Consider the following 13,792-nt stretch of genomic DNA (forward strand, 5'->3'; position numbering starts at 1 on the left):
CGTTGCTTTCTCAGGCCCGGAAGAGACCCCGGTTTCCAAACAATGCCGAGACGTCCTGTTCCGACAGGTCGTGGTAGGCGGCCACGCGTTCGACCTTGGCACGCGTACCGAAGACGAATGGTGTGCGCGCATGCAACTCACGGGCGGTCTGGCCCATGATCGGCACGCTTCCGTTGGTTGCCGCACCGCCGGCTTGCTCCATCAGGAAAGCAATGGGCGCGCATTCGTATACCACCCGAAGCCGCCCGCGCTCGTATCCCGGTCGCGCGTCTGAGGGATAGAGGAAGATCCCGCCCCGGCTCATGATCCGGTGAGTTTCGGCCACCAGGGAGGCGACCCAACGCATGTTGAAGTTTTTGCCGCGCGGACCATCGATGCCAGCCAGGCAATCGTCGATATAGGTCCGGACCGGTTTCGGCCAGTGCCGGTAATTCGAGGCGTTGATCGCGAACTCGCTCGACACCTCCGGAATGGTTTTTGCAGCATCCGTCAGGCAGAAACGATCGGTCTCGGGGTCCAGCACGTATTGCTGAACGCCGGCGCCGAAGGTGAGCATCATCTGGGTCTGCGGCCCGTAGATCACATAGCCCGCCGCAACCTGTTCGGATGCCGGGCGCAGAACGCTCGTGACGCCGTCATCCGTCGCGTCGAAGAGAGAGAAGATAGTGCCAATCGAGACGTTGACGTCGATGTTGGACGATCCGTCGAGCGGGTCGATGGCCAAAGCGAACGCGCCGTCGGCGTCCAGCGGTGCGACCGTGTCGCGCTCTTCGGAGGCATACCAGCGAATGCCGGTGCCTTTCAGCGCATCGGCGAATGCCTCGTCGGCCAGCACATCCAGCGCTTTCTGTGTATCGCCATCGGTGTTCTCGCCGACCTCGTGGCCGAGCGATTGCCCGAGCGCGCCGCGGCGGACCGTGTGGGACAGGTTTCGCGCCACCCGCGCTATCGCATCCACAGGGGCACGCAACCGCTCGGGCACAAGGTTGAGTTGGATGGAACTTGCTGCCTCCAGCATCGCGGCCTCCCCTCCGGCGACTTCGGAACAGGTTCCATAATCCCCAAGTGGATATATAAGGAAATTTAAAAGATCGTAATTCGAATTAGGATAAATTTAATGAAGAGGCTCAACGCGCTGACGTTCAAACAGTTGCGGGCGTTGCGGGCAGTGACCCGGCTTCGGTCCATCAGCCGCGCGGCGGACGAACTCGCGCTGACGCCGCCTGCCGTCCACAGCCAACTCAAGGCGCTGGAGGAGAACTTCTCCTGCGCCATGCTCCATCGCGACGGTCCGGATGCCTTCCTGCCCACGCCCGAGGGGGCCGCACTGTTGACCGCGTTCGACAAGGCGGAGGTTGGCCTGCAGCAGGGAATCCACACGATTGACGCGTTGCAAAAGGGTCAAGCCGGCTCCGTGGTACTGGGGGTCGTCAGCACGGCGAAATACTTCGCGCCACTGGTTGTGGCGCAATTGAAACGGGACCTGCCAAATGTTGAGGTGGTTCTCAAGGTCGGCAACCGGGAATTCATGATGGCCGGCCTGAACGACGGCGCCTTCGATCTGGCATTGATGGGTCGCCCGCCGCGGACACCCCCGCTGACGGCGACCGCGCTTGGGGACAATCCGCATGTGCTGATCGTACCTCCGAACCACCGGCTGGTGCGGCTGGACAGGATCGCCCCCGAGGACATTCTCGCCGAACCCTTCATCACGCGCGAGCAAGGTTCCGGCACACGCGGGTTGACGGAGCAGTACCTGCGCAACCTTGATCTGGGTGAGCCCGATCATCTTGTAGAAATGCCATCGAATGAAACGATCAAGCAGTCCGTGATTGCCGGGCTCGGCATCTCGATCCTGTCGCGGCACACGGTTGCAGAGGAACTCCACACCGGCCGGCTCGTTTCTCCGAATGTCGCCAACCTCCCAATCGTTCGCAAATGGTACCTGCTCCGGCCGGCGGATCGCCCCCTCAGCGGAGCGGTCGAAAAAGTGCACGACCATATCGTTGCATCAATTGGTGAGATCTTTGAAAGCGGCTTGTCCTGAGATTGGTGGCCACATCATCACGGACGCGCTGGTATTCCTGCATGCTTGCAGCATAGTCTGGCCGCGACGGTCGGTCGGCCGGCATCACGATCATAAATTCGGAAAGGTAATCCGATGAGTTCCCTCGTCTATATCCTGAACGGCCCGAACCTGAACCTGTTGGGCAGGCGACAGCCGGAGATATACGGCTACGATACGATGGACGACGTGGAACGGAACTGCCGCGAGGTTGCAGGGGCTTTCGGCCTCCAGATCCGCTTCCTGCAGTCCAATCACGAGGGCGAATTGATCGATTGGATTCACGAGGCGCGGGAAGACGCGGGCGGCATCGTGATCAACCCGGCTGCCTTCAGTCACACAGCCATCGCGCTCCTGGACGCGCTCAACACGTTCGAAGGTCCGGTCGTCGAGGTTCACATCAGCCAGATTCACAAGCGGGAGTCCTTTCGCCACCAATCCTATGTCAGCCTTCGGGCCGATGCGGTGATGGCTGGCCTTGGTGTGAATGGGTATCCGCTTGCGGTTCGTCATATGGGCCACCTCATTGGGTCGGTCTGACGCCGGCGAGCCGAATTGAACGGGAGGTGAGTGGATGGAGCTCGAGGCAATGGCCGGACATCTGATCCGGCGCCTGCACCAGCACTCGGCACATGTCTTCCAGCTTCATGCGCGGGAGAGCGGTGTCGACCTGACGCCCGTACAATACGCGGCGATGGACACGATCAACCGTTCTCCCGGAATCGCCCAGGCGGGTATGGCGGCACGCATCGCCTATGATCGCGCGACGGTTGGCGGCGTGATCGAGCGTCTCATCGACAAGGGATATGTCGCACGAGCCGTCAGTCGAAGAGATCGGCGCGCGCGCGAACTGACGCTGACCGCAGAGGGCCGGCGGGTCCTGTGTGCCTTCCGGCCGGCCGTTGAAGCGCTACAACTGGAGATCCTGCCTGGCCTAACGAATGACGAACGGAGCGAGTTCCTCGCCCTCGCCCGCAAGGCACTCGTTGCAACCGCATCCGACGGAGCGGACACCTGATCGTATCCGGATTTTCTGACGCTCGGGCAAGCCGGGTCCAGCCCCCAAAACCGATGGGCGCATTGCCAGAGCATATCAACGGGTTAGGTGCATCACGTGCGGCACTTCTGACACCGGTAAATTCGCAACGCGGCGGCGTCGATAGCAGGTGACCTGTCTTGTTCCGAATTCTGGAGCGGGCGGCGGGAATCGAACCCGCGTCATTAGCTTGGAAGACAAGTGCGGACAATTTAAATTTCCATACAAAAACAAATATATATCAACGCGAACTCGCCAACTTTGCAGGCAATGTGCAGGAAACGAATTCTTGGAGCGGGCGACGGGAATCGAACCCGTATCTCTTGCTTGGAAGGCAAGGGTCTTACCATTACACAACGCCCGCGCAGTAAGCGGCAGGGATATTTCATGTGGAATGGGTCGTCAAGCCGTCTACGTCTGTTGGGATGTCTATGTAGTACTGCAAGGCTCAGAACCGACCGGTTCACCAACTGCGAAATGCGCTAACCAGACGTCGGCCGAGTACGGAACTTTGCACGCGCAACATGACATCAAATCGACGCTATCGGCCCATTGCCGTCGTTCCGCAGACAGGGCTTCGCTGCGGCGCAGCTTCCCCGAACCGGTCATCCGTCGCGGCGTGCAGCATGGTTTTTCAGGTCAAGGTCGGCAGTGCGGGACATTGCTGCCGTCGGCCTGATCTGGCCAGGCAGTCGGTTCCCCGCGCAAAGGGGTCGTTCGCACCGGTCAGCAGCATTGTGCGTGCAGCATCACTCGCTGAACCGGAAGCTGCCATTGAAGGTCGGCGCCGCGAAGGTCGCTGAGAGCCCATAGCTTCGGATGCTGCGGCTTGGACCAACAACTACTAATCGAACAAAAGCCGACGTAGGACGTGGAACGAACGGCCCATACAACACGCCCGCCACCTAATGCAGATACTGCGCTCTCAGAGCGCGCTGCCGACCCAAACGATGATTCCATCAAAATTGGTGGACTTCCCGTTCTCATCGATTGCATTTGTTGAAATTCCGCTGATGTCCTAATTACCTGACGGAGATTCTTCGCATCGGTCGGTCCTGCATCAAGAAGGTGCGTCGACGCTCAATAAGACCCGAACAAGCGATTGAATTTTGCGAACACCCGTCTTGTCGAACATGCGCTGAAGTTGTGTTCGAACAGTGTTGATGCTGACGTCAAGGCTGTCGGCCGCTGCCGAAAGCTCGTGTCCCTCAATTAGCAAATGGGCCAAACGGCATTGGGCTGGACTTAGTCCATAGATCGCTTCTGCCATGTCCAGCCGTTTATTGGTACGCATCTGGTCGTCAAATGAAACGAAAATGCGGCCGTCTTCCGGAAAGACCCAACAATACAGCAGAATGCCATCATCGCTTTCGCCCAATCCCACGGGTAGTGATTCATATATCTCAGACCTGGGATCGACTTGGGTCTCCAGGGCGCGCGCGACACGCGATAGAGCCTTTTGCAGCTTGGCGTCATACGAGCGCTTTCGTGCTCGCAATTTCCCCGCGGCGATCACCAGTCCGGTTTGTTCTTGCATGCGCGACCGTGCACCTGAGTTCATCCACACGACCCGACCTTCTGTGTTCACTTGAATGCGCGGCGTATCGACGTGCTCGAAACCGGGTTTCAAAAGCGCCATGCACGCGATCTTCCACTGACCGTCCACGCGATGGAAGATCTTCAGCTCATGTTGCAGACCTGAGATGCGAAACTTCTGATCATTCGACATGCCGGTTTGGTCGTAAAGAACCCAAGCCATATCGGTGCCAATAACGACGGTAAAGTTTTCCCAGCGTAGGCAGTCTTCTAATCTGCGAGGGCCGCTCGGGGGATGGCGTTCAAACCCGGCTTTTGCCTGTGCCAGAACGTCTTCCCATCCGCGGATCACCTTGGTCCCGACTTGGGCCCACGCCACCATCCGTGCGGTGTCTTCGGTCTGAACCCAATGACTGGCCAAAGCGTCAATATCGCCATCTAAGAATGCCTGCGCTTCTGCCCGCATGACGGCAAGAATTTCTTCCTCCTCGGTTTCTTGTTCAGACATGAAAGTTGCCTCCGCTGGCCAGCCTATTGCCTCCTGAGTGTGGTTCCGAATCCTAGCTGGACAGACGATCGGTCGCCATCCCACCCTTGAATGCGTTCCGCAAGGTGCGAGAAATGATCGATCTCACACGAACGGCCTTTAGACGGGCAATCCAGCCGCGTACCATTGCATTCTGCTCTGCGCGTATGAAGGCCGCATCGGTGTAGCCAAGGCCGTAGTTCGGGTTTATTAGGTGCGCCCCAGCGAGTCCGTAGATATCCATGATCGTCTCCTTCGATTTGAATGAGACGAAGTTAGACCAAGATCCTTATGGTTCTTGTCATGCCCAGGTATGACAGTCGCGTATTTTTCTTTGATTATCGGTCGACAGGGAAAAACTAAGAACTGGATCGTGTGCAGCGAGCCCAGTTTTTGACGGGCCACGCCAAACCACGTGTCGATGATCGACGGATTCTGAGTGGCAGTATCTTCATCAATCGCAATGGGTTGCGTTGTGCTGCAAGAACAGCCCGTACAGCAACCTCCAACGCGTCCTCTGATCCCATCCTTGTCCGCACTTCCACTGCCGGTGCCTGGCGGGTGTACTCGTCCAGAACCGTCAGCATCTTGTGTGACTGCCCCCTAAAACTGGGCCATTGTTTGAACCACGAAGGGGGGAGGAAGATGGCTCGGAAACGGTATTCGGACGAGGACGTCCTAAAGCTGCTGCGTGAGATTGAGCTGAAGCTGGCGGACGGAGATGATGTCCGAACAGCCTGTCGCTCGGTCGGTGTCAGCGATGCGACCTATTACAATTGGCGGCGTCGGTTCGGCGGGATGGGTAAGTCGCAGCTGTCGGAGCTGCGCGGCCTTGAGAAAGAGAACGCTCGGCTGAAGAAGATCGTGGCCGAGTTGGAACTCGACAAACTCATTCTCAAGGAAAGCCTGAACCACCTAAAGCCGAGGGCCTGACGACGAGCCAACTTCGTCAGGCCGTCATTCATACGCGTCAGAAACTCGCCACGTCCGAGCGCCGGACCTGCCAGGTGATAGGCTTGGCGCGTAGTTCAATGCAGTACCGAGCCGTCCAGAAGATCGACGATGAGCTACGGCTCGCCATGATCCGGCTGGCCAAGAGCTTTGGCCGGTACGGCTACCGCAAGGTGGCCGAACTGCTGCGGATCGAAGGGTGGCGGGTCAATCACAAGAAGATCGAGCGGCTCTGGGGCGAGGAGGGGCTCCAGCAACCACAACGCCACAAGAAGAAGCGACGCCTGTACCATGAGGACAGTTCGATCATCCGGTTGCGACCGACACATTCGGACCATGTGTGGAGCGTTGATTTCGTCCACGACAAACTCAGCAATGGCCGCAGTTACAAGATGCTGACAGTGCTGGACGAATACACCCGCCAGGCACTGGCAGTAGAAGTCCGCACCCGCATGGGTTCTGAGGATGTGCTGGAAGTCCTCTACGGGCTCTTCCTGCGCCATGGCAAACCCGAGTTCGTTCGGAGGGAAAATGGGCCGGAGTTCGCATCGGCGGCGACACGGGAATGGCTTGAGAAGGTCGGCGTGAAGCCCATCCGGATCTATCCGGGATCTCCTTGGGAAAACGGCTACAACGAACGGTTCAACGGAACCCGACGCCGCGAAGTCCTCAACGCCGAGTGGTTCACCACAACCAAACAGGCCCAAGTCATCATCAACTGCTGGCTCAAAGAGTACAACCACACTCGACCGCATCAGGCGCTCGGAATGCGCCCTCCAGTGCCAGAAACTCTAATCAGAAATGGCCCATAGAAATGGGGCTGGACAGTCTCCTGCCGATCCGTCGCGCCAAGGCGGTTCATCGCATTAGGTCAAGGTGCACGAGTGGCAGCTGTTGCCAACGGCTCATCGAAGCGTGAGAACTACAGCGAGAAAAAGAGGATGTTGTTGGGGGGTAGTTAAAATGCCGCAGAGAATAGCCATTGTTACAGGTGCAGCGAGAGGCATCGGACTTGCCACTGCACGCTTGTTGGTCAGTCAGGGAGCAGGCGTTGCACTGGTCGATCGAGATGCGGAGGAGCTTGCCAAGGTTGCCGAAAATCTAGGCCTCGCGCTGCCCTATGACGTGTCTGTCCCTGATCAAGTCGAGCAGATGGTTGATGATACGTTGAAGCACTTTGGCCGAATTGACACACTCGTCAACAACGCCGGAGTTGCAGATTTCGCGCCAATTGAAGGCACCACCTTTGAGCGTTGGCGGCGCGTCATGGAAACCAATCTCGATGGGGTCTTTCTTTGCTCGCAAGCGGCAACACCAGCTTTGCGGGCTTCGAAAGGGTCTATAGTAAATATTGCGTCAATCTCAGGTTTGCGCGCTTCGACGCTACGCGTCGCTTATGGCACGTCTAAAGCTGCCGTTATGCACTTAACTCAGCAGCAAGCCAGCGAACTGGGTGAATACGGAATCCGGGTCAACTGCGTTTGTCCCGGCCCTGTGCGTACGAAACTCGCGATGGCTGTCCATTCGCAAGAGATCATAGATGCGTATCATGATGCCATACCCTTGAACCGCTACGGCACAGAAGACGAAATTGCGCGGGTAATTGCCTTTCTCACATCTGATGATGCGAGTTATGTGACAGGGCAGATAATCTCTGTCGACGGTGGGTTCCAAAGCACAGGAATTGGCCTCCCAGCCTTGCGCCAATAGACATCAGCTTCGAGAAACCGGACATTCCCGTCAAGGTGCCGAGCGGCAGCTTCGTCCCGCAACCCGGTCATCTGCGCCGGTCGCGGCGAGTGACCGGAAACCGCCCTCCTTGAAGGATGCCGCGGTTGCGAACGGCGCTGGTGGACAACAATCGCGAACGGCTGCAGCGCGCGGACAGCTGCCGCACGCATTGGTTTCCCTTTCGTTTCCAACGTTTACATTGCTGACGTGGCCGAAATCGCTCCAACGTACCCTTTGCGCAATCAGCCGACCAACACGTCGGTTTGGGCGCTCGTCATGACAATCCCGACAGCTTTGCCGACCTTCGGGACGTCCGAGTCCTTTTGTCGGATGACCGGTTTGGCGTCAGCGTCGTTGGTGTCCGACCTCGCCCAGAACTAGTTCATCTCACGATTTTATGGGACTCACTCAGGGTACATCCAAAATGTCACTTCCCCTCGAATGATCTTTCCCACGAAGGCACATCCGTTCTCTGGATTGGAGAAGTGCAGCCATGACCTTGCGGCAAATGCTGTTGGCGAGAAGCCCAGAATGAGTGGGTTCAGCTCTTCCGTTGAGGTCGGTATCGATGCGCCGACGCTGGTCAACAGGGCGGACCGCGTAGGCTCCGAAAGGCTTGCGACCTGCATTGCATAAGCAATGTACTCTTCGTCCGCGCTGCAAGACAGTTCCACAAGCGCATTCTGATCGACAAGCGCATGCGTGAACTCATGGACAACAATGGCATCGAAATGCTCAGCCGCAGGAATTGCAGTCCAGGACTCCGAAGCTTTGTGAGCTTGCTCAAAGGCCTTCGGTTCCAGAAGTACAACCCGCCCTTTGCCCCGAAGGTAATGTCCAAAGCAACGGTTGTCAGGACTGCCCAATTGTTTTGAGAAAGAAATCGTTACCGGATTCGTTAGTTTGAGTTGGCATTTCTCGAGCATCGGAAGGACTGACGTCACGGTCTTGCAGATCCGAACCTGAAGTTCCTGATCGTCGGTGTCCACCAGCACAAGCGGCATCTCGCAGGATGATGTTCCCGCGTTTGCGCCAACCAAATGGAAAGCGCAAAGCAGCAGGGCAAACACGCCGATCAATTGCATTCTGGTCTCAGGTGTCACGGCGATACCTCCAACCTGAAATGAGTCTACGGTCCTTACGTAGGGTCAGCCATGACCTGCGTCATTGCTGATCCAACAGTGGCGTAAAGCACGTCTGTGTTGGTCAATCGCATCGATCCTGTGGGCCTCCGACTGACAACTCGGCGTACCCGACATCCATGAAGCAACGCCAATGGCAGGATTGTGCAGTCAGCCGACATGACCTGCAGATTGGTTCTGATCCGCGCATCACGGCAACTTAGCCGACTCTGCGGTCATTCTCGGTTGTGCAGCAATCCCCGTCGTGGTCGTCCGGTATCCAGCATGGCAATCAAGGACCGGACCTTCGCTGCGCCAAACATCAAAGGCGGCTCAGCGGACGAAGCTGCCTTTCGGCCAACGGTGGTCGACTGGCGTTACCTGCGCTTTGCTACCGGCCACGGCGCAAGAGCCCTTCGCAACTGCAGCATCTCCGCCACTGCCGAAAGCGGCCATTCATGGTCAGAGCGGTAAAGGGTCGTGACGAGCCTCTGCCGGTTGTCAGACGAGATGTCAGTCAAGCTTGTAGGGCAGTGAGTTCGCGTCAAGCTTGGGGTGTTTGCTACGGCATACGCACCCTGATTAGGCGTGGTTCGTCTGCGCCGGGTTGGAGCAAGATGAATAGGTTGGCAAAGTCTGTCTGGCTAATTGTGATTTCATTAAATGCGCCAAGGCTCTCAAGAATACCCGGGATAGTTTCGGCATGACCGACAACAAGAACAATGTCCTCTTCGTGGTCGAAACTGAGCATGTCGGTCAGACCAGTCGTATCCGCCCGGTCGACCGAGTGAGTAGGCAGCCCCAGTCTATTGGCTATGATGTTCCCTGTTTCCTTTGTGCGCTTCGCATCTGAAGTAACCACAACGTCAAGCTCGACATGTTGGAGCATTTCTGCCCACGCAGCGGCTCTCGCTTTGCCCTCATCGCTAATCGAGGGATCTGCTCCGTTGAGTTCCTTTTCTGCATGGCGAATGACGTAGACTGCTTCTTGCGCGGCAGCAGTAAACGACACCGTGATCACAGCCAGAAAGGTCGAAACTAGAACTCGCATTCCCATCTCTTCCGCAACACTTCCCGAAGACTAGCAGGTGAGCACGCCCCGGCCAATCGCCGGGCCTTCATTACTCGCGGACCAGCAAAGGCAGCAACGGTCCCGCTGACTTGCCCTTGGTGTGAACCGACGCGAACGTCCGGTTTTCTCGCACACTGACAGCCGTTGAATGAGCCCAGCACGAAATGCCGCACTGCCAAGAATGGCTGTTAGGTCGACAAAGCTGCCGAGTTGGCCACAGCGAGCGCCCACACTGACGTGTTGGTCGGCTGACTGCGCACACCGGATATCCAGGCAGATACTGCTCTTCGCATCCGCGGCATTAAATCAAATGTCGGGACAGTCCCGAAGCAGTCACTGGAACTCAGCTTTGCCAATTTCGGCTCCAAGGACGAAGGGACCTTCACCCTGCAAATTCGATTACGTCGAGGAGAAGTGAAATGGCGGCGCGTCGCTTTGGTGGAGAACCCATCAATTGCATCTATTGCGCCTGACTTGCCTTCGGCAGACCGGCAGCAATCCAGCTTTCAATCAGCTCGATCTGATCGTCAGCCAGCGGGCGGCTTAGAAATGGCATCCGTGGCACGCTCTCACCGCGCAGCCTCCGGATCAACTCGCTGCCGGAGGGGTCGCCGGGAATCAGCACAACGCCCCGCTCGCTGCCGATCAGGGCGGCAGCATAATTATCCAGCCGCAAGCCCTTCGAGGCACCGGAAACTGCCGAGTGACACATCACGCACCGCTCGGTGAAGATCGCACTAACTTCGGTCCAGCCGGGCGACGCGGCGCTTCCAGCGGTCGCCACGCAGGGAAGGAAGACGAGCAGCGCAAGCGCCCGGTTTAGCCACCTTGGCCTCATCGGCGATTTCCTTCGTCACAAATCGTCTGCATCGGCTCTTTCCAGCATGAAGTCCCTGCCAAGATACCGCAATTGAGTCGGAATCCGTGCTAGAATGATACGTCCGGCGCGGTTGCTTTACCTGCGCAACGGTACCCTTGGGAGGACAATCATGAAAAAATCAGCAATACTGACTGTAGTGGCCACCTGTGTTCCGATGGCCCTATCGGCCGCGGATGTCGATCTGGACGAAATGCGCGCCAACGTTGAAAAATACAAGGATATCAATGTCGCATTGGCGGATGGCTACGTCACCCCCGACAACCATTGCGTTTCGGCCAAGGGTGAGGGCCTGCCGCCAGAATTGGGTGCGATGGGCATTCACTACATTCACCCAGCGATGCTCAAGGTCACCAGCACCGAACCGCGCGTAAACGGAGACTCCACCCATACCGACTGGTCCCAACCTTCGATCCTAATTTACGAACCACAGGCTGACGGCTCGCTGGAACTGGTCGCGGTCGAGAACCTCGTGTTCGAAGCGGCTTGGGATGCCGCCGCGAATGGCGAAGAGTTGGTGTTGAACGGCCGTGCCTGGGATCACATGGCAGACGACCCCAACACGCCAGGCGACGAGGCGCACGGCTTCATGCCGCATTACGATCAACACGTCTGGCTATTCCGGGAAAACCCAATGGGCGTCTTGATGCCGTTCAATCCCAACGTCACCTGCGACCACGCCGTGCACTGATCACAATTTGCACAGGAATACGATCTGGCTAAGCGCCCACGGGCGCTCAGTCACGATCTGGTCAGCGGTGACGAGCCCGGAACGCAAGAGGAGGGCATAGCAAATCAGTTGGGTTACGTGGGTGGTTCTTCCAGCATCTCTGCTAGAAACTTGTTGGACACATGAACGCTGATGATCTCGGTGGTCCCGCCGCCTGCGGTTAGAACCTTGTGCGGGGTGTTGGCTGGTATGACCAGAATATCGCCCTCTGAAACCTCCGTGCGTTCGTTTCCGACAATAACCTGTGCCCGGCCTTGGCGCACGATATACACTTCATCATACGGGTGTTTGTGAAGCGGCGGCCCCTTTCCGGCTTCACGGACCTCGTTAAAAAGAAACGAGACGTCGGTCTGGACCGCATGACCCTCCAGTTTTCCGTTCCAGCCTTCCCCAGAGGCCCAATCAGACCGCCGCAAAATTATCTGTGCCATTGCCAACCTCCAGCATGAATGCAGAGTACAATATCACACTTCATCGGCGGCTTTGTCCGCTGACCCGACCTTGGTAGGGGCGGTCGCGAACGTCCGGTTCCCTTCCGACTGTACAGCTATTGAACGACTGAGGCTGGAAATGCTGCGCGGCCGAGAATGGCGGCAAGGTCGGCACACCTGCCGTTTCGTGACTGGGCGTGTCGCCACCGATATCGTGACGCGGTTTGCGTCGGTAGCGCCAAGGTGCTTATCTTGAAGGGTGTCATCGTCCTTGCACAGGCGTTCAGCGGAGGCCCTCTATGAGCTCAACGTCCGAACTTCTCACCAATCTGCATGCTCTGGTCCGGTCGCTCGAGGAAATGCGCAACGAGGTAAGTGCCGAGTTGATGCGGCCGGATGGCGCCGCGTCTTTGAAGTCGTCCGAACGAGCACAATTGTCAGACCTTCATCGTCGCATCTCGGCAGCCCTTAAAGAGTTGTCGGCCGAGGAACGCCAAATGTAATCCGCGAACCATCTCTTTGGCGGTGTCAGAACGGTGCGAGCTGCCATCGGGTCGACAGAGTTGGCGGGGTCCGTGTGCCGGCCGTGTCAGCGTCGTCACTATCTGCGCATTGCCGACCTTTGGTGAATTCCGCCAGAGGTCCGTTTCACGTATTCATTGATGCCACTCAACCGGCTCGGGGCTAGGAAAGCTCTCGCTGAGCCAGCTCTCAAGTCCGCTCACGCCGATGGTTATCCAGGTGGGCAACAGCTTTGATTTGTGCTAAGTTGACGCTGCGTAATTTTTGGTTTGCGCACCCCGAAAACTCATTTTCCTGAGGTTTAACAATGGCATTAAGAACGAGTGTGATTGGCTGTCTCTTTGCATCCGTGCTCGCGATCCCGGTTCACGCCGAGGATGCAACAGACATTCCGGAGAAGAAACAGACCAAGGCAGGGCTTTACCTGACATCTACGGAAGCGGCGAACATGCTTCATGACGAAAGTGTGGTACTGCTGGACGTACGTAGTCGCCCGGAAATAACTTTTGTCGGGCTTCCGAACCGTGTCGATGTTCACATTCCCCTCATGATCATGCCTCAGACCGTCGCCTACGACCCCAAAATGAAGGGATACCAACTTGAGCAGAACTCAGCGTTTGAGTTCGACTTCCTGGACTACGTTGAAGCTCACAATATTTTGGAGGAAACGCCAATTGTAGTCATGTGTCGGTCAGGCTCGAGAAGTGCTAAGGCAGCAAACATTCTTTATGATCTTGGTTACACACAGGTTTATTCGGTGATCGACGGTTTCGAGGGAGACAAGGCCAAGGATGGACCGGAGGCTGGTCATCGCATAGTGAACGGTTGGAAGAATGCGGGCCTAGCTTGGAGCTACTCGGTCTCACCAGACCAAGTCTATCCCGCTGACCTCAACTGAGAGCTCCTGGAAACATCAACGCAAGTCTAACAGATATGACCTCGGAGGCAGTCGGGTTGCTCGCTTTCAGGGCGCTCGGGATGAACTACTTGGGATGGAAGTTCGTCGCCCTCATGTTGTTGAAAAAAGTCAGGTGGACCTAATCCTCGCCGCAATCACCTTTGCCTATTATATCTGTGTAGGTGCAGTTCAACTTCTCGCATAGTTTTGGCAACTCTTCTGCATAAAGTCTCAGACGTCCGAGTTCGATTTGGTTGAGCCTGTGCGAGCCCTTATGTCCGAGAAAAGCTGCTAGC

Annotated in this window: 15 protein-coding genes, 1 tRNA gene and 1 pseudogene; 9 read left to right on the plus strand and 8 right to left on the minus strand. The window is 57.1% G+C overall.

Annotated features, from left to right (window positions below):
- Positions 1–10: 10 nt before the first annotated feature.
- Entirely contained in the window at positions 11–1,018 is a 1,008-nt protein-coding gene (locus tag ARC39_RS15605) for a class 1 fructose-bisphosphatase (RefSeq protein ID WP_068115770.1), read from the minus strand.
- A 99-nt stretch (positions 1,019–1,117) separates the two neighbouring features.
- On the opposite strand from ARC39_RS15605, the gene ARC39_RS15610 reads away from it, so the two are divergent.
- The 3 genes from ARC39_RS15610 (at position 1,118) to ARC39_RS15620 (ending at position 3,083) form a co-directional block, all read left to right on the plus strand.
- Complete coding sequence (locus ARC39_RS15610) at positions 1,118–2,047, plus strand: LysR family transcriptional regulator (RefSeq protein WP_068115771.1); 930 nt, start codon at positions 1,118–1,120, stop codon at positions 2,045–2,047.
- A gap of 114 nt (positions 2,048–2,161) precedes the next feature.
- Positions 2,162–2,605, plus strand: coding sequence for a type II 3-dehydroquinate dehydratase (gene aroQ, locus ARC39_RS15615; RefSeq protein ID WP_068115772.1), 444 nt, complete (start codon positions 2,162–2,164; stop codon positions 2,603–2,605).
- Between the two features lie 34 nt (positions 2,606–2,639).
- Entirely contained in the window at positions 2,640–3,083 is a 444-nt protein-coding gene (locus tag ARC39_RS15620) for a MarR family winged helix-turn-helix transcriptional regulator (RefSeq protein ID WP_068115773.1), read from the plus strand.
- 308 nt (positions 3,084–3,391) lie between these two features.
- Here the strand turns inward: ARC39_RS15620 and ARC39_RS15625 are convergent.
- The 3 genes from ARC39_RS15625 to ARC39_RS15635 all read right to left on the minus strand — a co-directional run bounded on the left by ARC39_RS15625 (position 3,392) and on the right by ARC39_RS15635 (position 5,407).
- A tRNA-Gly gene (locus ARC39_RS15625) sits at positions 3,392–3,465 on the minus strand.
- 696 nt (positions 3,466–4,161) lie between these two features.
- Positions 4,162–5,145, minus strand: coding sequence for a LuxR C-terminal-related transcriptional regulator (locus ARC39_RS15630; protein WP_068115774.1), 984 nt, complete (start codon positions 5,143–5,145; stop codon positions 4,162–4,164).
- A 52-nt stretch (positions 5,146–5,197) separates the two neighbouring features.
- Positions 5,198–5,407: a hypothetical protein gene (locus tag ARC39_RS15635; protein WP_068115775.1), complete on the minus strand. Its 210-nt coding sequence runs from the start codon at positions 5,405–5,407 to the stop codon at positions 5,198–5,200.
- Between the two features lie 122 nt (positions 5,408–5,529).
- Here ARC39_RS15635 and ARC39_RS26565 point away from each other — a divergent pair.
- The 3 genes and pseudogenes from ARC39_RS26565 to ARC39_RS15650 all read left to right on the plus strand — a co-directional run.
- Positions 5,530–5,637: pseudogene (locus ARC39_RS26565) on the plus strand (IS5/IS1182 family transposase); the annotation flags it as partial.
- Between the two features lie 171 nt (positions 5,638–5,808).
- Positions 5,809–6,926, plus strand: a protein-coding gene (locus tag ARC39_RS15645) for an IS3 family transposase (RefSeq protein ID WP_438273268.1) whose coding sequence is annotated in 2 segments (ribosomal slippage) — positions 5,809–6,069 and positions 6,072–6,926 — 1,116 coding nt in all. Because the reading frame shifts where the segments join, the coding sequence is not laid out codon by codon here.
- Positions 6,927–7,077: 151 nt separating this feature from the next.
- Positions 7,078–7,824 carry an SDR family NAD(P)-dependent oxidoreductase gene (locus ARC39_RS15650; protein ID WP_068115778.1) on the plus strand — a complete coding sequence of 249 codons (747 nt, stop codon included), beginning with the start codon at positions 7,078–7,080 and terminating at the stop codon, positions 7,822–7,824.
- 425 nt (positions 7,825–8,249) lie between these two features.
- Here ARC39_RS15650 and ARC39_RS15655 read toward each other — a convergent pair whose 3' ends face one another.
- From ARC39_RS15655 to ARC39_RS15665, 3 genes are all read right to left on the minus strand, one after another.
- Positions 8,250–8,948: a DUF6639 family protein gene (locus ARC39_RS15655; protein ID WP_149866444.1), complete on the minus strand. Its 699-nt coding sequence runs from the start codon at positions 8,946–8,948 to the stop codon at positions 8,250–8,252.
- Between the two features lie 580 nt (positions 8,949–9,528).
- Complete coding sequence (locus ARC39_RS15660) at positions 9,529–10,017, minus strand: phosphoglycerate mutase family protein (protein WP_068115780.1); 489 nt, start codon at positions 10,015–10,017, stop codon at positions 9,529–9,531.
- A gap of 481 nt (positions 10,018–10,498) precedes the next feature.
- Positions 10,499–10,876, minus strand: a complete 378-nt coding sequence (locus tag ARC39_RS15665) for a c-type cytochrome domain-containing protein (RefSeq protein ID WP_068115781.1) — start codon at positions 10,874–10,876, stop codon at positions 10,499–10,501.
- A 151-nt stretch (positions 10,877–11,027) separates the two neighbouring features.
- Between ARC39_RS15665 and ARC39_RS15670 the strand changes: the two genes are divergently transcribed.
- On the plus strand, positions 11,028–11,606 hold the full coding sequence (locus ARC39_RS15670; RefSeq protein WP_068115782.1) for a hypothetical protein: 579 nt from the start codon (positions 11,028–11,030) through the stop codon (positions 11,604–11,606).
- Positions 11,607–11,719: 113 nt separating this feature from the next.
- Here ARC39_RS15670 and ARC39_RS15675 read toward each other — a convergent pair whose 3' ends face one another.
- Positions 11,720–12,076: a cupin domain-containing protein gene (locus ARC39_RS15675; RefSeq protein WP_068115783.1), complete on the minus strand. Its 357-nt coding sequence runs from the start codon at positions 12,074–12,076 to the stop codon at positions 11,720–11,722.
- Between the two features lie 299 nt (positions 12,077–12,375).
- On the opposite strand from ARC39_RS15675, the gene ARC39_RS15680 reads away from it, so the two are divergent.
- Together ARC39_RS15680 and ARC39_RS15685 are read left to right on the plus strand one after the other, a co-directional pair.
- Positions 12,376–12,579: a hypothetical protein gene (locus ARC39_RS15680; RefSeq protein ID WP_068115784.1), complete on the plus strand. Its 204-nt coding sequence runs from the start codon at positions 12,376–12,378 to the stop codon at positions 12,577–12,579.
- Between the two features lie 326 nt (positions 12,580–12,905).
- Positions 12,906–13,496 (plus strand): rhodanese-like domain-containing protein, encoded by a 591-nt coding sequence (locus ARC39_RS15685; RefSeq protein WP_068115785.1) that lies wholly within the window; start codon positions 12,906–12,908, stop codon positions 13,494–13,496.
- Positions 13,497–13,792 lie beyond the last annotated feature (296 nt).

It is taken from the genome of Tropicimonas marinistellae (genome assembly GCF_001509585.1).
In the GTDB taxonomy this organism is placed as follows: domain Bacteria; phylum Pseudomonadota; class Alphaproteobacteria; order Rhodobacterales; family Rhodobacteraceae; genus Tropicimonas; species Tropicimonas marinistellae.